At 43.0% G+C, this 17,771-nt stretch carries 15 protein-coding genes and 2 riboswitches; of the genes, 6 read left to right on the top strand and 9 right to left on the bottom strand.

Annotated features, from left to right (window positions below):
* Positions 1–411: 411 nt before the first annotated feature.
* On the top strand, positions 412–1,254 hold the full coding sequence (locus tag PQI28_RS10985; RefSeq protein ID WP_339963294.1) for a VanW family protein: 843 nt from the start codon (positions 412–414) through the stop codon (positions 1,252–1,254).
* A gap of 26 nt (positions 1,255–1,280) precedes the next feature.
* Here the strand turns inward: PQI28_RS10985 and PQI28_RS10990 are convergent, their stop codons facing one another.
* The 6 genes from PQI28_RS10990 to PQI28_RS11015 form a co-directional block, all read right to left on the bottom strand.
* Positions 1,281–2,639, bottom strand: coding sequence for an NCS2 family permease (locus PQI28_RS10990; RefSeq protein WP_251125744.1), 1,359 nt, complete (start codon positions 2,637–2,639; stop codon positions 1,281–1,283).
* Positions 2,640–2,727: 88 nt separating this feature from the next.
* Positions 2,728–2,829, bottom strand: a riboswitch (purine riboswitch).
* A 134-nt stretch (positions 2,830–2,963) separates the two neighbouring features.
* Positions 2,964–4,487, bottom strand: coding sequence for a glutamine-hydrolyzing GMP synthase (guaA, locus tag PQI28_RS10995; RefSeq protein ID WP_251127027.1), 1,524 nt, complete (start codon positions 4,485–4,487; stop codon positions 2,964–2,966).
* A 110-nt stretch (positions 4,488–4,597) separates the two neighbouring features.
* A riboswitch (purine riboswitch) is annotated at positions 4,598–4,698 on the bottom strand.
* Between the two features lie 41 nt (positions 4,699–4,739).
* Positions 4,740–6,839 carry a transglutaminase domain-containing protein gene (locus PQI28_RS11000; protein ID WP_339963295.1) on the bottom strand — a complete coding sequence of 700 codons (2,100 nt, stop codon included), beginning with the start codon at positions 6,837–6,839 and terminating at the stop codon, positions 4,740–4,742.
* On the bottom strand, positions 6,836–7,906 hold the full coding sequence (locus PQI28_RS11005) for a DUF58 domain-containing protein (protein ID WP_339963296.1): 1,071 nt from the start codon (positions 7,904–7,906) through the stop codon (positions 6,836–6,838). The genes PQI28_RS11000 and PQI28_RS11005 overlap by 4 nt, the downstream gene beginning before the upstream one ends.
* Positions 7,903–8,853 (bottom strand): AAA family ATPase, encoded by a 951-nt coding sequence (locus PQI28_RS11010; RefSeq protein WP_339963297.1) that lies wholly within the window; start codon positions 8,851–8,853, stop codon positions 7,903–7,905. The genes PQI28_RS11005 and PQI28_RS11010 overlap by 4 nt, the downstream gene beginning before the upstream one ends.
* A gap of 171 nt (positions 8,854–9,024) precedes the next feature.
* Entirely contained in the window at positions 9,025–9,630 is a 606-nt protein-coding gene (locus PQI28_RS11015) for a flavin reductase family protein (protein WP_339963298.1), read from the bottom strand.
* A gap of 236 nt (positions 9,631–9,866) precedes the next feature.
* Here PQI28_RS11015 and PQI28_RS11020 point away from each other — a divergent pair, with 236 nt between their 5' ends.
* Together PQI28_RS11020 and PQI28_RS11025 are read left to right on the top strand one after the other, a co-directional pair.
* On the top strand, positions 9,867–11,708 hold the full coding sequence (locus PQI28_RS11020; protein WP_339963299.1) for an ATP-binding protein: 1,842 nt from the start codon (positions 9,867–9,869) through the stop codon (positions 11,706–11,708).
* Between the two features lie 199 nt (positions 11,709–11,907).
* Positions 11,908–12,225 (top strand): hypothetical protein, encoded by a 318-nt coding sequence (locus tag PQI28_RS11025; RefSeq protein ID WP_339963300.1) that lies wholly within the window; start codon positions 11,908–11,910, stop codon positions 12,223–12,225.
* Between the two features lie 48 nt (positions 12,226–12,273).
* On the opposite strand, the gene PQI28_RS11030 is transcribed toward PQI28_RS11025, so the two are convergent.
* The gene (locus tag PQI28_RS11030; RefSeq protein WP_339963301.1) at positions 12,274–13,539 is read right to left on the bottom strand and encodes a tetratricopeptide repeat protein; all 1,266 of its coding nucleotides are present in this window, start codon (positions 13,537–13,539) and stop codon (positions 12,274–12,276) included.
* Positions 13,540–13,796: 257 nt separating this feature from the next.
* Here PQI28_RS11030 and PQI28_RS11035 point away from each other — a divergent pair, with 257 nt between their 5' ends.
* The 3 genes from PQI28_RS11035 to PQI28_RS11045 all read left to right on the top strand — a co-directional run bounded on the left by PQI28_RS11035 (position 13,797) and on the right by PQI28_RS11045 (position 16,326).
* Positions 13,797–14,468, top strand: a complete 672-nt coding sequence (locus PQI28_RS11035) for a hypothetical protein (RefSeq protein WP_339963302.1) — start codon at positions 13,797–13,799, stop codon at positions 14,466–14,468.
* A 74-nt stretch (positions 14,469–14,542) separates the two neighbouring features.
* Complete coding sequence (locus PQI28_RS11040; RefSeq protein WP_274664551.1) at positions 14,543–14,794, top strand: hypothetical protein; 252 nt, start codon at positions 14,543–14,545, stop codon at positions 14,792–14,794.
* Between the two features lie 227 nt (positions 14,795–15,021).
* Positions 15,022–16,326, top strand: a complete 1,305-nt coding sequence (locus PQI28_RS11045) for an N-acetylmuramoyl-L-alanine amidase (protein ID WP_339963392.1) — start codon at positions 15,022–15,024, stop codon at positions 16,324–16,326.
* Positions 16,327–16,359: 33 nt separating this feature from the next.
* On the opposite strand, the gene PQI28_RS11050 is transcribed toward PQI28_RS11045, so the two are convergent.
* Positions 16,360–16,881, bottom strand: coding sequence for a GNAT family N-acetyltransferase (locus tag PQI28_RS11050; RefSeq protein ID WP_339963303.1), 522 nt, complete (start codon positions 16,879–16,881; stop codon positions 16,360–16,362).
* A gap of 21 nt (positions 16,882–16,902) precedes the next feature.
* A complete protein-coding gene (locus PQI28_RS11055; protein WP_339963304.1) occupies positions 16,903–17,730 on the bottom strand; it encodes a CPBP family intramembrane glutamic endopeptidase in 828 nt (275 codons plus the stop codon).
* Positions 17,731–17,771: the final 41 nt, after the last annotated feature.

Raw genomic sequence — 17,771 nt, forward strand, 5'->3', positions numbered from 1 at the left:
ATGTATTAGGCACGCCGCCAGCGTTCGTCCTGAGCCAGGATCAAACTCTCCAAAGAATTTGATATAGCTCTTAAATTGACGAAGCTTGCGCTTCATTCAAAAATTGTAAAACTTTTTTGCCTCATCGTTCAGTTTTCAAAGTTCGTCTGCCGCTCTTGGCGACTAAATGATAATAACATTTAATTCTTTTTGATGTCAACAACTTTTTTGTTTGTTCAACGTTTGTCGCTGGCAACAGAGATAACTATATCACCTGCTTTTTAATCTTGCAAGCATTATTCTAAAAAAACTTTTGATTATTTTTCGTATCTTCATAAAGTTTGAATCTCAACTTCTAAAAGGAAGAACAGATTACTTTAAAGAATACACTTATATCTAATAACGACTATCAACCGATAAGGAGTCACATTCATGATCCAACACGATTTACAAAAACCAAAAAAGCGCTCCCCGTTTAGAATATGGTCTGGTACACAAGTATACACAATGAAGCGACGATTGGAATGGATAACAGATAAACGACAATACGTCTCGAAACAAAACATTGAACCAATGCCTTATCTCATCTTCACACACCGAACTCCCCTCTATCGACAGCTACGCGATGTAGACATGGAAGTTCAACATAATAAAGTCACGAATCTAAAGATCGCAATCGCAAACCTAAACGGAGCCATCCTAACACCGAACGACGTCTTTTCTTATTGGAAGATGATCGGAAAGCCCACCAAACGAAAAGGGTATGTCGATGGCATGATTCTGCATTACGGAAAGGTCACCTCAGGAATCGGTGGTGGCTTATGCCAACTATCTAACCTCATTTATTGGATTACACTTCATAGTCCATTGACTGTAACTGAGCGTTATCGTCATAGCTACGACGTGTTTCCTGACTATCGAAGAGACCAACCATTCGGAAGTGGCGCTACATGCTCTTACAATTATCTCGATCTACAAATTACAAATCAAACCGCACAAACGTATCAACTCCTTCTATATATAGAGGGAGATTATCTCGTAGGTGAATGGCGCTCTACCATCCCGAATAAAGAGCAGTATCGTATATACGAAGAAAACCACCATTTCACACGTGAGTGGTGGGGAGGGACAATACGACACAATCAGATTTTCAGAGAGGTTACTTCAATGAATGGGACTCATCTCCGAAATGAATTCATTACAGAGAATCATGCCATCACGATGTATGATCCTTTCCTACCCGAAAATACTGCATACAAAAAAGCCGACTCTTAATGGAAGAGCCGGCTTTTCAAATGAACTTATGCGTGTGGTAAGAACATGAAGTATGCCAAGAAGATGATTAACATCCCATACATGATTGGATGAATTTCTTTCGTTTTCCCTTTCGCGATCATCATGAGTGGGTAAAGGATGAACCCAAGCCCAATTCCTGTTGCGATTGAAGATGTCAAAGGCATCATAATGATCGTCAAGAAAGCTGGTACGGCGATTTCGATTTTCTTCCAATCGATATCAAGAAGAGCCGAAGCCATGAGCACACCGACAATGATTAATGCAGGAGCCGTAACCGGCGCTGTTACAACCGCCAAGAGAGGTGAGAAGAACAATGCCAAACCGAAGAACAATCCTGCGAACACCGCCGTCAAACCTGTACGTCCACCTGCAGCAACACCAGCTGACGATTCAACATATGAAGTCGCTGTAGATGTTCCGAAGATCGCACCCGCTACCGTTGCTGTCGAATCAGCCATTAACGCCTTACTTGCGCGCGGTACTTTGTTTTCTTTCATGATTCCTGCTTGACGCGCCACGGCAACGAGCGTACCAGCCGTATCAAAGAAATCGATGAAGAAGAACGTTAAGATGACAATCAGCATTTGGAGCGTGAATACGTCACTGAAGTTGATGAACGCTTGACCAAATGTTGATGACATGCTCGGTGGCATTGACACCACATCAGAGATTGCCGTCGGAGTCGGAACGAGACCGAAGATCATACCAACGATTGCTGTCAACAACATCCCGATGAAGATTCCACCTTTTACATCACGCGCCATGAGCAAGGCACTGACAACAAGTCCAAATACAGCGAGAAGTGTTGTGCCCGTTCCAAGTGAACCGAGACTTACGAGTGTCGCTTCGTTCGCTACAACAATCCCTGCATTCTTCAATCCGATGAAAGCGATAAAGAAACCAATCCCTGCTGCGACCGCCATTTTGAGTGGCGCTGGAATCGCGTTAACAATTGTTTCGCGAATACCAGAAAGCGTCAATACGATGAAGAAGAGACCTGATACGAGTACACCCGACAAAGCCGTTTGCCACGGTACACCCATTCCGATAACAACGCTATATGCGAAGAACGCGTTGAGGCCCATGCCCGGCGCAATCGCAATCGGATAGTTCGCTAAAAGTCCCATTGTCAATGAACCGACTACTGCAACAAGTCCAGTTGCGACGAAGACCGCCCCTGTATCCATCCCCGCTGCCCCGAGAACGTTTGGGTTCACGAAAAGGATGTACGCCATTGCGAGGAACGTTGTGAATCCTGCAATCAACTCAGTGCGGACACTCGTCCCAAGTGCTGTGAGTTGGAAGTAACGATCAATCCGACTCGTTGTAGGTTGTTGCTGTTCTTGCTTGAGCTGTGTGCTCATTTGTTTTCCTCCTTGTACTCGCCGTAAAACGAGAAAAGGCCCCCGGCAAATGACCGAGGACCCCACGCGAAACATACGAGGGCATACACCCTCATCTATGTCTCGCCGTAGTGAAATCATTTAAGGTGATTTCGTAGAGACTCTCGGGCCATATCCCCGACATTATACGGCAAAATATTTTATAATTGTTCGGTTATAATAAGAACGTTCTTATCGTATCAGCGTGAAAATAGAATGTCAACTAAATTCACGGATTTTACATCTAAAAAAAACGTTAATGTTCGGTTTTAAGACAAAACAGAGGGTGTGAACCCTCTGTTTGGCTTATTCCCATTCGATTGTTGCAGGTGGCTTAGACGTAATGTCATACAGCACACGGTTGACGTGGCTGACTTCATTGACGATACGGACAGAGATTTTCTCAAGTACATCCCATGGAATGCGCGCCCAATCAGACGTCATCCCATCAATTGATGTAACAGCACGGACGCCGACTGCATAGTCGTACGTACGCTCATCACCCATAACTCCAACTGAGCGAATCGGTGTGAGAACCGTGAAGTATTGCCAGATATCTCGTTCAAGACCTGCCTTCTTCACTTCTTCGCGCAAAATTGCATCTGATTCACGGACAATTTCGAGTTTCTCTTCCGTGATTTCACCAAGTACACGAATTCCTAGACCCGGGCCTGGGAATGGCTGGCGCCACACGATATAGTCAGGAAGACCGAGCTCAGTACCGAGCGCACGGACTTCATCTTTAAAGAGCGTGTTGAGTGGCTCGATCAGTGTGAAGTTCATGTCTTCTGGCAATCCACCGACATTATGGTGTGATTTGATCGTTTGCGCTGTATCTGTCCCACTCTCGATAATGTCTGTATAGAGCGTTCCTTGTGCGAGGAAGTCCATATCGACAAGTTTCGATGCTTCTTCGTCGAATACATAGATGAACTCGTTTCCGATAATCTTACGTTTTTGTTCAGGATCCGACACACCAGCCAACTTCGTCAAGAAACGTTCCTGCGCATCGATTTTAATGACCTTCATGTTAAACCCGTCAGCGAACGTCTTCATGACGCTATCTGCTTCTCCTTTACGAAGGAGACCGTGGTCGACGAACATACATGTCAATTGATCACCGATTGCGCGATGCACGAGTGCCGCAACGACAGAAGAGTCGACGCCACCTGAAAGGGCACAAAGTACTTGCTTGTCGCCGACGATTTCACGAATCTTTTCGACTTCGAGGTCAATAAAGTTTTCCATTGACCATTCACCTTTAGCACCACACACTTCATAGATGAAGTTTTTCAAGATGTCGTTCCCATACTCCGAGTGACGAACCTCTGGGTGATATTGAACACCATACATTTTCAACTCATCGTTTTTAATCGAAGCGACCGGGCAAGATGGGTTCGTTCCGTCAACGATGAATCCTTCAGGTGCTTCCATGACGAGGTCGCCGTGGCTCATCCAAACTGTATGTTCAACAGGAAGTCCATTATAGATGGCTGATGCTTCCGGCGTTGAGAACAATGTCGCTTTTCCATACTCACGGTGTGCAGCACGTTCGACACGACCACCGAAATGATGCGTCATGAGCTGCATGCCGTAACAGATTCCGAAGATTGGAATACCTAATTCGAAAATTTCCGGGTCACAACGATATGCACCTTCTGCGTATACGCTGTTCGGTCCACCAGAGAAGATGATGCCGACTGGGTTCAATTCGCGAATCTCCGCTGCAGTCATTTTATGTGAATGCAACTCACTGTATACGCCAAGGTCACGGACACGACGCGTGATCAACTGGTTATACTGTCCACCAAAATCGAGCACCAAAATCATTTCTTGTTCTACTTTCACGAAATTTCCACCTTTCTGCCTTCTCCTCAAAAAAAGGACGAGCCTCTCCCCAGATTATCCAAACCGAAGAAGAAGCACGCCCTTTTCTTTGTATGCGAAACGTGCTCCTTCATAGTCGGTCCATTTACGGTGGTCCGGTAGAGACTCTCGCGCCAATTCACGAGTATATACGAAGGAATGCCATGTTCAATTATCTAACTAATGCGTCTATCTTACTTGATGCATCCCGTCACTTCAACTCATAATTCTGCGAATCATGATTTTCCAATATTCTTTATATTTTGAATTCGGTTCTTGTTCGGCATAAACCGCTTGCTCGAACAAGGCCGTCAAGCGCGTCATGTCGTTCGTTTCGTAATAGGCATCGACTTCTTTGGCAAGCTCCGACGGCGTACGCCCTTCGACTTTAAATCCGTTCGCACGAAGTCGCTTCACTAAATAGCGATGCATCGATACGAGACTACCATCTGTGAGCGGACGGCTCATCCACCAGACGTACATGATTTGCCGCTCAATGATTTTCCGGTTCCAAATGACAACGGCCACGAGGAAAAGAATGACGATCCATCCCCATACCGGGATACTGCGAGACTCTTCTTGTGCCTCACCTGTTGTGACATCATCGATTAACAAATCTTCTTGAGGACGATTTTGTGCGTTGTTGTCTTGCGTCGCCTGCGGATCATTCGTTGCCGGTGTCGTATCATCTGTGTCCGTTTCTCGTTCCATCTGTAGTAAGTTCGCATCTGAGAAGCTGATCGTCGCCTCTAACGGGACCCAACCTGCTCCTTCGATAAAATACTCGACCCATGAATGGGCGTGACGGTTACGAATCGTATGCTCTTCCTCACCTTGAACAACTCCTCGCGTATCACCCATTGTAAATCCTTTTACCCAACGTGTCGGGATTCCATTCGCACGTAATAAGACGGCTGCTGACGTAGAGAAGTTATCACAATATCCAATCTGCGTGTCGAACAAGAATTGGTCTACATAATCGGTTTCCCCTTCTGGTTGCGCGACATTTTCCGTATCGTATTGAAATTCTCCGTTTCGGAAATACGCTTCTACCGCTTCTGCTTTCTCATTTGGAGTTTCACTTTCAGCGGTAATCTCCGAAGCCAAGTCACGTACACGATCCGGTAAAGAATCTGGTAGTTGTAAATAGACCTGTTCTTCCTCTTCTGTCAGCGAGCTCACTTCTTCATTTAAAGCAAGCTGTTCTTCCGAGAAAGCTGGTACACTGTAGCGAAGTTGAATCGTTCGCGGTGTGGCTTGGTTTTCGTTTTCAAACACAATTTTCCCAGACGGTTGAATTGTGATGGTCTCGTTCGGAAAAGCTTGTTCCACATCACCGACCAAAAACTCTGTTCCGGACTCCGTCTCCGCTGCTTGTGGGTATTCCCCACCATACGGAACGAACGTCTGTCGGCGTTCAAATCGGAGGAGTGCTTGTTCCGGAGTCGTATCTACATCTGAGTCCACTAACTGCCCACGGTTATAATCAGAATCAAGCACTGGTGCCTCAATCCAACCTTTCCCTGTGTAAATGGCTTTTGATTCAATTCGCCAATAACGAGCTGGGACACCTCGCGCAATAAAGACAATGCCGTCATCCTGTTCAAACGGACCACCTAGCGCCTCATCGTTCACACCATATCCGACCCGACCAGGTCCGTTCCCGTCACCTTCTGTTGTCGCATTCCGGAAACTCGTCGTAATTCGATCGGACCAATCTCCTTCTAATGTCGGGGAGGCACTCGCAAGCGCAACGACGACACTGAGAAGCAAACCGATACTGACGAATCGTACGAGCGATTGACTTGGACGCTTCGCTAAATCCGTGACAAATAGTAATAGAAGTGAGGTGACGATCGCATAAAGGATATTTCCTTCTCCGTCATACAGTGTCCACGTGTCGAAATAAGCCATGACACCGAGCGTCGAAACAATCATCCCAAGTGCGAATCCGTAACTCGGGTATGTTCGTCCGACAAGGATGGCAAATAGTAGACCGATGAGCGCCATTGCAGAGAAGAAAATCGCCTCGCTTGGTAACTCACCGCTTATGACGCCCATAAAATCTTCCATCCATATGCCAAACCAGTCGAAAATACTTCCGTGATAGACGTATAACACAACTAGGAAATTGAGAAGGGAGATTCCAAGAAATGCACTCCACGGGAGAAGACTGACGAACATTGGGACAATCAAAAGGAAATAAAACGGCCAACTTACATCGAACGTTGTACTTCCAACAATCGGCTCAATCCAAAAAGACAATAAGTAGGCGGCGAGCACTGTATATACAATCCGTGTGATCCACGTCTTCATCCCGTCACCTCATTTACAGCTGTGTATAAGTGATAACTACCTTGCGTTTCATGCATGAGCTCTCGAATCGAAGTCGTTTCAAACGGACTGATCAGAATCAAGTCCCCTGTTTGTTGAGGCAAGTTTTGTTTCACACGCTCGACAAGACGCCCCTCCGCTTCAGGAGTCGCAGTCAACAGATAGTGTCCGACTTCTGCACTTTGATCCGGAAGATGGAATAAACGGACCTGTTCTTCAATGACATATAGCTCAAACGGCAAGTTCTTTCGTTCCAACTGTCGAATCGCACCAACGAGCAAGGACAACGAACGTTCAAACGCCTCCTCATACCCGGCAGAGACTGCCGGGACGAATACGAGCGAAAGTTTCTTTTCTTGCTCTTGGTCAAATGTTTTTGTCATCAAATTCCCACGTCGAGCGGATGCTTTCCAGTCAATCCGACCAATTCGGTCCCCTGCCGCGTATTCACGGACACCGCTCGTCGTATTGGCCACTTCCGTATAAGTACGCATTTGACGATATTGTTCGCCGCGTCCTCCGACATGTTCATCCCGCGGAAGGTCGAACGGAAGTTCAGCAGGTGACACTTCTACGACCGTTTCGATTCGCAACGTCCGTTTCCGGTCGAATAAACCAAACACATCGCGTACATGAAGAACCGTTCGGTCAAAGACATGAATCCCCCGCTTAATCGCATTGACTTCGTAATGGACCACTTCGGCGCGTCGAAAGAAACGGTCTACCGGTACGATGATTGTCCTGTCTTCATCAATCAATCGTTGTGGCAGTCGTTCTTCTAACGTCACCATTCCAATCAAAAAAGGATATTTTCGTTCGATTCGTAACTCGATGTCCATTGATTGACCCGAGACGAGACGTTTCGTCGTGACTCGTCGTGACACATTTGCCGCAGTGACCGGATAAATCATAAAGAGCGTCCAATAAACCGTCAATACCACGAACGACCACCATAATGTCGAAGCAACGATACTCCCTTCGATACGGGCAAATGCGTATAACCCGAATGCCGCCGCCCATACAACGAACAGCTTCATCCAGTTTTTCATACCTCGTTGACCTCACGATCCAACGGGACAGGCAACGTATCAAGCCAACCTTGAATCAATTGATTTGGTGTTTTTCCTTTATAACGTGCTTCCGCCGTCAACAAGACGCGATGTCCAAGCACACTCGTCGCCATCGCCTTGACATCATCCGGTAACACAAAGTCACGATTATGAATATACGCCCACGCCTGCGCCGCTTTCATCAACGCAAGCGTAGCTCGTGGACTGCCACCTAAATACGTATGGGGATCCTTCCGTGACTCATGCACCAATCTTACGATGTATTGTTTGACGGCACTCGATACATGGACCTCTCTCACTTCACGTTGCATGAGTTCTACTTCTTGTTTTGTAATGACACTATGAAGCGCCTCAAGCGGCTCGTTCTTTTCAAAACGACTTAAGAGTGCGATTTCTTCATTGAATGTCGGGTACCCCATCTCGATTTTGAGTAAGAAGCGGTCCAACTGTGCTTCCGGTAATGGATATGTCCCTTCATGCTCAATCGGGTTTTGTGTCGCCATGACGAAAAATGGTGAAGGTAACACTTTCAACTCACCGTCTACCGTTACACTCCGCTCCGCCATTGCCTCGAGAAGAGCGGACTGCGTTTTTGGTGAAGTTCGGTTAATTTCATCCGCCAAAATAATATTGCCCATGAGCGGTCCCGGACGATATTCGAACTCTCTCGTTTTTTGGTTATACATCGAGATTCCCGTCAAGTCTGACGGCAACATGTCTGGCGTGAATTGAATCCGTTTAAAATCTAAGTCGATTGCCCGGCTAAACGTACGAACGAGCATGGTCTTCCCGACACCCGGTACGTCTTCTAAAAGAACATGCCCGCCTGCCAACAAGGCAGTCAGGCTCTTGGCGATGACTTCTTCTTTTCCGACAATCACAGTTTCAATGGCAGTTATAATCGATTGGACAGTAGGACGGTACATGACGGATTCCCCTTTTTCTCTGAATCTAGGATGACTTGAAGTTAGAATGTTCTGACTTTATTGTGACATAAGAGCATGTCGAAATGAAAGAAATACTACATGCAAATACGCTCCTTATTCCTTTACCCAAAAAACGTGCTCGTTCTTTAGAAAAACGGGCACGTTTGTGGATTATTCAGGACGCTTCACATCAAAAAGTTCACCGAGTGTTGCATAACTATTCCCGGCCATACGGCTGACCGGCGCCAACTGTCTCGCATCGATTCGTCCATGTTCATATAATTCTCGCTCAATGTGAAAGCGGACAATCCGTGCAATCAACAAGTCTGCTGTCGTTTGTCCTTCATGTTCAATTGGTATATGTTGATGTAAGACGCATTCAAATCGAATTTTTGCTTCTTTGATTCCTGGAGTCGCAATCACGTCGCTCGGTTGAATTGCGAACGTTGTACGTGACAGCTCACTCTCATCAGCGTCAAGATTCGCAGCCGTCTCATTCACATCGTGAACATTCGTTTCGTCCACAACATGGATGACAAGTTCTTTAGTCGTGATTGCGTTTCGTGCTGTATCTTTCATCACACCATTTTTTCGTTGAATAGAAACGGAAACGAGAGGCGGATTGGAAGCGACTACGTTGAAATAACTGAATGGAGCAGCATTGATCACGTCCTCATTACGTGTCGTTACAAAAGCGATTGGTCGCGGTACAATACTGCCAATCAAAAACTTATACGTGTCCCGCTCAGTTAAGGCGGACGGTTCAATGGATAACATTTAGTCACGCTCCTCGTTTTTTATCTTAAATTCAAGATAATAATTTTTGACGACCTTGTCAACGAAGAGAAGATTGAGACGTGTATGTTTTAATCATTTCGGGTAAATCGCTTTATGTGCTAGATATGCACATCACGTAAGCAAATTAATTCAATTTCCTTTCCCTTTTTCATAAAATGCAGGGCAAGGAAAAGATGACCTAGCGTTTTTTATGTTCAAGGAAGGAAGTAGAATGAATGATCAGCAAGTGGATTGAACAACTGAACAGTCGTCAAATACTTAGTATTTTATATAGCGTATGTGGATTTAGTCTCATTTTGACCGCAATCGGAGCCTGGTTTGTTCGAGATGGAAATGTATCTACTCTCGAACTTACCGCCCTTCGATGGATTTGGATGATTGGTCTCATCATGTTTATAAGCGCCATTCTATTGATTGGTCGACCACTCATTAAACGAATGGCCGATCAAAACAGTAGACTCAAAACGAAAAAAGAGAAGCTCGAAAACGTGATTAAAGAATCAAAATTGAATGAAATGAACCTCCAATACCGTAATGAACTGATTGAAGTATTGGCATCAAAAGAATCATTATTTGATTACTCATCCGTCATCGAAAAAATCGTATTACTCACGAAGTCTGAATTTGGCGCCTTGTTGCTCACAAAAGACGGAGAAATCACGTCTGTCGTACCAAAAGAAATGACGGAAGATCAGCAAGAGAGTCTTAAAAAGGAATCACTGCTCCTGAAACGTGTCATGATTTCTAAATCTCCTGCAGCTACGTCAAAGCGGGTCGTCGATGCCTTGCACACGTATCCGTATTATATTTACGAAACGGTCATTCCAATTATGGACCCGTCAGATAACAGCCTGATTGGTTGCCTATATTTGGCCCGTTACGATGAACAATATGACGCAAGTGAAAAGTCTGAACTGAATGCATTTGCTAGTCAGCTCGCCATTTCACTGCTTCGGATGCAGCTTTATCGTCAGATGCAACAAGATCGAAAAGAAACCGCTCAATTGATCAATTCAGTGCGTGAAGCCATTTTATACGTGAACTATGAAGACGACACTGTCGTTGGAAATCGCGCGTTTATTCGCATGTTTGATGACCTTCACTTCGACTATAAAGGATATGAAGAATTGTCAGCGATTGATATCGATATCGAGCAACTCGCAGAACGTGTGGATCAGCACGAACAATTCGTTCGTTACTTCGAACGCGTCTTTTCACAAGATACGCCCGAGGACGGACTTACGATTTCAATCAATCAAGGCGACTGTTTCATTCAGCTTTATGCCGAAAGCGTCTATCGTGATCGTCGACTTCGTGGAACCATGCTTGTGCTACGTGACGTCACTGCTGAGACTGAGGTAGATCGAATGAAGTCAGAGCTCGTTTCGACCGTATCGCACGAACTTAGAACTCCCCTTTCTTCAATCTATGGCTTTACGGAGCTTATGTTGTCACGTGATTTGAAAGAAAATCGACGAGAACTTTATTTGAAAACGATTCATGATGAGGCGAAGCGATTATCTTATCTCGTTAATGATTTCTTGGACCTTCAAAAGATGGAGTCTGGGAAACAAACATTTGAATGGGAACCAGTCGATTTGTATAAACTCGCCAAAGACAGTGTCACGTTTTATCAAGAAACGACTGATCAACATGAATTGTTTATCGACGCCGATCCTGAAGAGAATTTTATAATCGATGCAGACTTAGAAGGAATGCGTCAGTTGCTCGGCAACTTATTAAGTAACGCCATCAAATACTCACCAGACGGGGGGAATATCCTCGTATCACTTGAACGAGTAGACGAACAAGTCGTGATGAAAGTGCGCGATCATGGAATGGGCATTCCAAGCGCCTCTCTCCCTCATCTCTTTGGAAAGTTTTATCGTGTCGACAACTCAGATCGTCGTAAAATCGGCGGTACCGGGCTCGGGCTCGCAATCTGTAAAGAAATCGCTAAAGCACACGATGGTCAACTTCACGTGGAGTCGGTCTACGGAGAAGGAAGTACCTTCATCTGTGAGTTACCAACTTCAAAAGAACACATCATGCAATAACACGGTCAATCAGACCGTGTTATTTTTGACGATTTTTTCAGAAAAATCGGAAGGAGTTCTTTTACAAAATATAGAAAGCTACAAAAAGTGAATTATGAGTATGCATTGAGCCATACCCTATGTATTTATTTTTGCACGTTTTAAAGCGAAAACAAGATATACTGAATATAAAGAGATTGTTAGATCGGAGGGCTTGCCATTGGATCATCGTGACCCACCTTTTTCAGAAATTGGAGACTTTAAACAATGGGGGCGTTTTGAAATCGATGTCCCTCACATAGGGGAGCAGGCGAAGTTCCAAAAAGCTGCCGCATTAGTTCGAAAACATATTCCATTGCGACTTGGTGGATTTTATATTATTGCGAGCGAAGAGCAAATTTTGCACAGTGGCTCATATGAAGGAAATCTTCAAAAACACTTCATTCATTTATTGCAGCAAGTCCACAACGGTCATTTAACAGATGAACGTCTTGTTCAAGAACAAGTCTGGACGGTGCATTATTTTACAACGCCATAAAAAAGAACTCGAAATCGGTACGCTTACTGATTTCAAGTTCTTTTTTATTTATTCCCAACGTGACATAATCGCTACAGTTTTTTCATAATACTCTGTAGCCAGCTTATATTTTCCTGTGTTTCTCAACTCTCTCGATAACCACAAAGCGTATTTATGCGTATAGTATTCATCGTACGCTTCAAAATAGTCCACTGCTCTTTTTAAACTTTCAATGAAAGCATTGTGATCTTCAAGTTTGTACTTATTCAAATAAATATCAAAATGATAACGAAATTCTATTAAATTACCTTCATTCCCCTTTAACTCATAACCTGTTTCTAACCACTTCATGATTCCTTCGATATTTTGTTGAGCTACATTTACTTCAAGTAGAGACATGACACTCAATAACTTACTCTTTTTATCTTCTTTCAAATTGAAACCATCCAAAAAGTATTGTTGAGCTTTTTCTTGATCCCCAATGAGAAAATGAATGTCTCCTATATTGTTATACAGCATCCCAAAATAATTATTTAATCTAGCGGTCTCAGCGACTTTTGCAGCTTTTTCATAATGCTCAAGAGCTGTAGTGTAACGTTTACGACGCTTAAATGACAGACCAATAATCATATGTGACTCAATGATTCGTTCTAAACAAAAATTGTCCTGAAAATATCCTATTGAAGCTCGTACATTTTCAATAGCTTGCAAATAATCAGTAAATCGATGATATAATGCACCGATGATATAATGCATATCTGCTACTTCCCAGTCGGGCATATTTGTATTTTTCAATCTTTGTCCAATTTGTTCTAACAAATTTATTATCGTCTCTCGATCTGCTGTTTGATATTGAAACATATACAGACAGTGAATAATGTCATATCTTAATCTATTATCAAAATCTAGTTGATCTTCAATCCACCCTACTTCAATTAAATAATTCGAATTACCTTTCGGCGTCATGCCAAATCTAGCCAATGTAATCATAAGTGTTATATATAATTCTTTAGACTGCAGTACTACAGGATTCGTTTTATATTCTTCTATTTTTTTTAAATAATTTTCCTCTTTCCGAGATAAAATTGCTTCTTTTAAAATTTCTCTAATTTCAAATTTCACCTGATGTACTTTTTCGCTAAAGTCGTAATATAGAGGGATGTCTAATTCTAATCTTTCAAAGATCAATTCTAATACGGTTTCGCTTGGAGAAGTTTGGTTATTCTCGATTTTACTTAAATAGGAAATAGAGCATATGCCTCTAGCGAGAACGGACTGCTTCATATTTTTTCTCATGCGCTCTACTTTAATAACGTTTCCGTAATTATGTTCCATGTCAATTAGTAACTCCCTTAGTACTAAAGTATTTTAAGTTTCTTTAATAATAGGCTTTTTGTCACGTATTGAAGAAACTGATTAGAAAATGGTCTAAATAACAGTACTTTTTGACGATGATTTTCCCAACCTGTTCGTCCCCTTCATTAATAGAAAGCATGATAATATTGAACTAGTTAAAAGACTTCTATTGAATGCTTTAGTATTTTTTGACTAGTCTATTGACCATTAACTATGAATAAGGGGTGAACTCACAAATGGGAAAATTAAGCTTTCTACTCGCGGAAGACTACATTAAACCTAAAATTTACTTTAAGTCAAAACAAGCATCAACTATGAATGACATATTTACTTCTGAAGATAAAAAGTATTTTTCAGGTTTAGAAAATCTGACCCCATTGTTGAATGCTCCTAGAGGTTTTATTGTAAACGCTTTTCAAATTGATTACTATCAATCCTTACCTCGACTAATGGCTAGATCTTTAAAAAAGTGTCACTCATTTAAAAAGTTATACATTTTAGGACCAGAATTATCTCTTTCCATTCTAAAAAGAAGTACTAAAACCATTTACGAAACACAGTATAATGACTATGAGTATATTAACGTAGAGCAAGATGCTGACTTCGTTACAAGTCAATGCAAAAAATTAATTCAAGAAGGACACATTTTATACATCCTTCCTGAAACAAACGTTTGTTGGAAACCACAACATAAAATCGAGTCTGCTGATCTTTCTCATTCACTCTGTAGCACATTATTAAGCCAACAACTACAAGTCCCTATCTTAGCAACAGCTCATGAGAACGGATCTGATAAAGTTATAATCTTCCCGTCAGACTCTCCGGATTCATATAGTGGCGAGCTGGAAAGTCGTGTCTACGCACAATCCGAAGCTTTATGTCACTTACTAGAATCTACAAAAATATAATTCACATGCACCTTCGACATACTAGGAATTACAGCTTCATCGAATAAACAACTAATCTAATGGAGGTTATTCAAATGAAAAAAATTACAGGAGTATTATTCTTAGCAACGGCTGTTTTACTTTTAGGGAGTGCAGTCAAACCGTTGGCAGATGAAATGCCACGCATCGTCAAGGTTGAACAACCTATTAAATCATACGCAGATGAAATGCCACGTATCGTTAAAGTTGAGCAGCCTGTCAAATTATTTGCTGATGAAATGCCGCGCATCGTTAAGGTTGACGCTCCTATCATCCTTTTCGCAGACGAAATGCCACGTATTGTATGACAATGTTTTAAAAAAAAATAAAAACATACAATCCTTTACATTAATCATCTTAGACGCCTCGTGCGTCTTTTTTATTTGTAAAAGTCCTTTATATTTCAAAAAAAAAGATAAATAAATTAAATATTAATGCCCATTTTTTTCTTTATTATCTATATAATAATAGTGATTTGTTGATCGAATAATGAAAAGTTCAACTATTATTCTGCAAAGGAGTCACTATTTTGAAAATGTTAAAGTCTAAATTACATACAAAATTGTTTATCAGCTCGACACTCATCGTCTCGGCTGTTACATTTACACCATTTGATTTCCAATCTCCATCTTCTCTTAATCATCGTGTTGAAGCAGCAACGAAATATTACACAACGACCGTCAATTTAAATCTTCGTAAGATGGCATCGACTTCGGGAACGATTTTGACGACGATTCCGAGTGGAAAAACCGTCACGTATATCAGTACATACGGATCATGGTATCGTGTTTCCTATAACGGAACTGTCGGATATGTGTCTTCTCAATATCTTAAAACATATCAGCCGACCACTGTGAAAACCTACACGACAACAGCAAATTTGAATCTTCGTAAAATGGCATCGACTTCAGGCACGATTTTAACGACGATTCCGAGTGGAAAAGAAGTGATTTATCTCAGTACATATGGCTCGTGGTATCGCGTGTCTTACAACGGAACAATTGGGTATGTGTCTTCCCAGTATGTCAAAGTCACATCTTCCTCTACGATTACGCCAGATTCAACAGCAACCTACTATACTACCGCAAACTTGAATCTTCGCAAGATGGCATCGACTTCAGGTACGATTTTACTAACTATTCCTTCAGGCAGTGCTGTGACGTATCTGAGCACGTATGGTTCTTGGTATCGCGTTACTTATAAAGGTGTCACGGGCTATGTTTCTTCCCAGTATGTAACAACATCTAGCGGAGGGGATACGGATACGTCTCAAAAAACAGTCGTCATCGATGCGGGGCATGGTGGGAATGACCCTGGTGCTGTATATGGGTCGGTATACGAAAAAGTCATTGCCCTTGATATGGCGAAGCGATTGATGAGTACGTTGACGAACACCTATGACTACAACGTCAAATTGACCCGCTCGACCGATACGTATCTTTCCTTATCAGAACGCGTCTCATTGAGTAAATCATATAAAGCGGATGTTTTCGTTAGTCTCCATGCAAACTCATCTGTGTACAGCTCTGCACATGGACATGAGGTGCTCGTGCCGACAACGGAAAGCTACACGACAAATCCATACGTTTCTGCGAGTCGATCGCTTGGTTCTTCGATTAATAAAGAGATTGGTTCACGTATTTCGGCCGTTCAAAACCGTGGCGTGAAATACCAAAACGTATATGTTGTCGGAAAAAATGTCGTTCCTTCCACACTTGTTGAGTATGGCTTTATCAGTAACTCAAATGATCGAGCCTATTTGACGAATGCGACGAATCGTCAACAGATGGCGAATGCGACAGCGACCGGTATTCATCAGTTCATGCGTTCTTATTACTAACAAAAAGGAACTTAGCATTCACCGCTAAGTTCCTTATTTTATGTTCACTTCCCAAATCATGTGAGGTGCACCAGGACCCCAGTAATGTTCAAGAGTCAATGAAGGTTCACCAAATTGTTTTCGCCAATAAGCCTGTGCACTAGGGAAGCCCGCGTCCAAATAGAAGACGTGTTTCTTTCTCGCAAGGATTTCTCGTTTCATTTCCTCTAATAGAAAATGCCCGACTCCTTGACGTTGCATACGAGGAAGGACATAGACGCTCCCGAGTTCGATGGCACAACGCTTTATTTCCAAGTTGCCCGATATAATATCGTTTGGAGGCAGCAAAGCCCCCGCTCCGATAAGGATTCCCTCCTGCTCAACCACATACAGTTGAACTTGATCGTCATCAAAGTGGTCCTGAATGGTCGTATTCAGGCGCGCCACTTCTTCATCGAGCAAATCGGCATCTTCAAAACGCTCTCGTCGAATCAAGTCACTCAAACTCTCCATAAATAAGCGCTGTAAGGATTTCACGTCTGATTGTTCGAGTGCGCGAAAGTCCAAGACGTCCACTTCCTTTTCTCTTTTTTTGTTTTACTCTTTACCCTCGCGAATCCGATGCGTAACACTCGGGTACGAAGGAATGAATTCTTCGAGCGGCTCGTAATTCAACTTCCCATAGGTTTTCCATAACACTAAAATCGCTGCAGTCCACAACGTGATCATTAAATGAATTAAGCCGATGGGATACCCTTCTTCTGCATCGAAGCCTACCATCACGAACATGACATTGAACATCGTGTGCATGAGAAAGGCGGACCACAAATTGCGCGATGATCCATTGTATACCCAGCTAATCAGAATCGAATAAGCCATGACAGACAACCCATATGCCCAAAACGGCAAATTTGCCTGACCAGTACCAGTCATAAGAAAGAGCGGTGTATGCCAAATCGCCCAAATTCCCCCTAGCACTAAACTTGCCACTAGTGGGGACAGTCTCGACTGCAACGCATCAAGCAAATAACCTCGCCAGCCGTATTCTTCTTGTAGCGTCCCACCGAGGAAGAGCATATATAAAAAGTAAGGGGCAATCCAACACGGTTCACGAGCGATTAACGCACCACTCCGGTCCGTCCACCAATACGCGACAAGGAATATGAATGGAATCAATCCGAACGGGATTGCGTACGTTTTCCAACTCATTCTCACTTGAATACTTTTTTGAAGAATATGCCTGATCCCTGCTACACCCTGAAGTCGATACATCGTCAACACACCGGAAAGACTCGGTCCAAACGCTCCGATAATGACGATTGCCATAATCGGTAAATCGGTCCACCAATAGAGGCTCACCCAGACAATCCATGAATAGCTGAACGCAATCAATAAAAAGTAAAGAATGTATTTGTTTTTATACATCGTCAGCACCCCTTCAGCAACTTAGTACCCGTTATTTAACG

It is taken from the genome of Exiguobacterium sp. USCH10 (genome assembly GCF_037619445.1).
Lineage (GTDB): Bacteria > Bacillota > Bacilli > Exiguobacteriales > Exiguobacteriaceae > Exiguobacterium > Exiguobacterium aestuarii_A.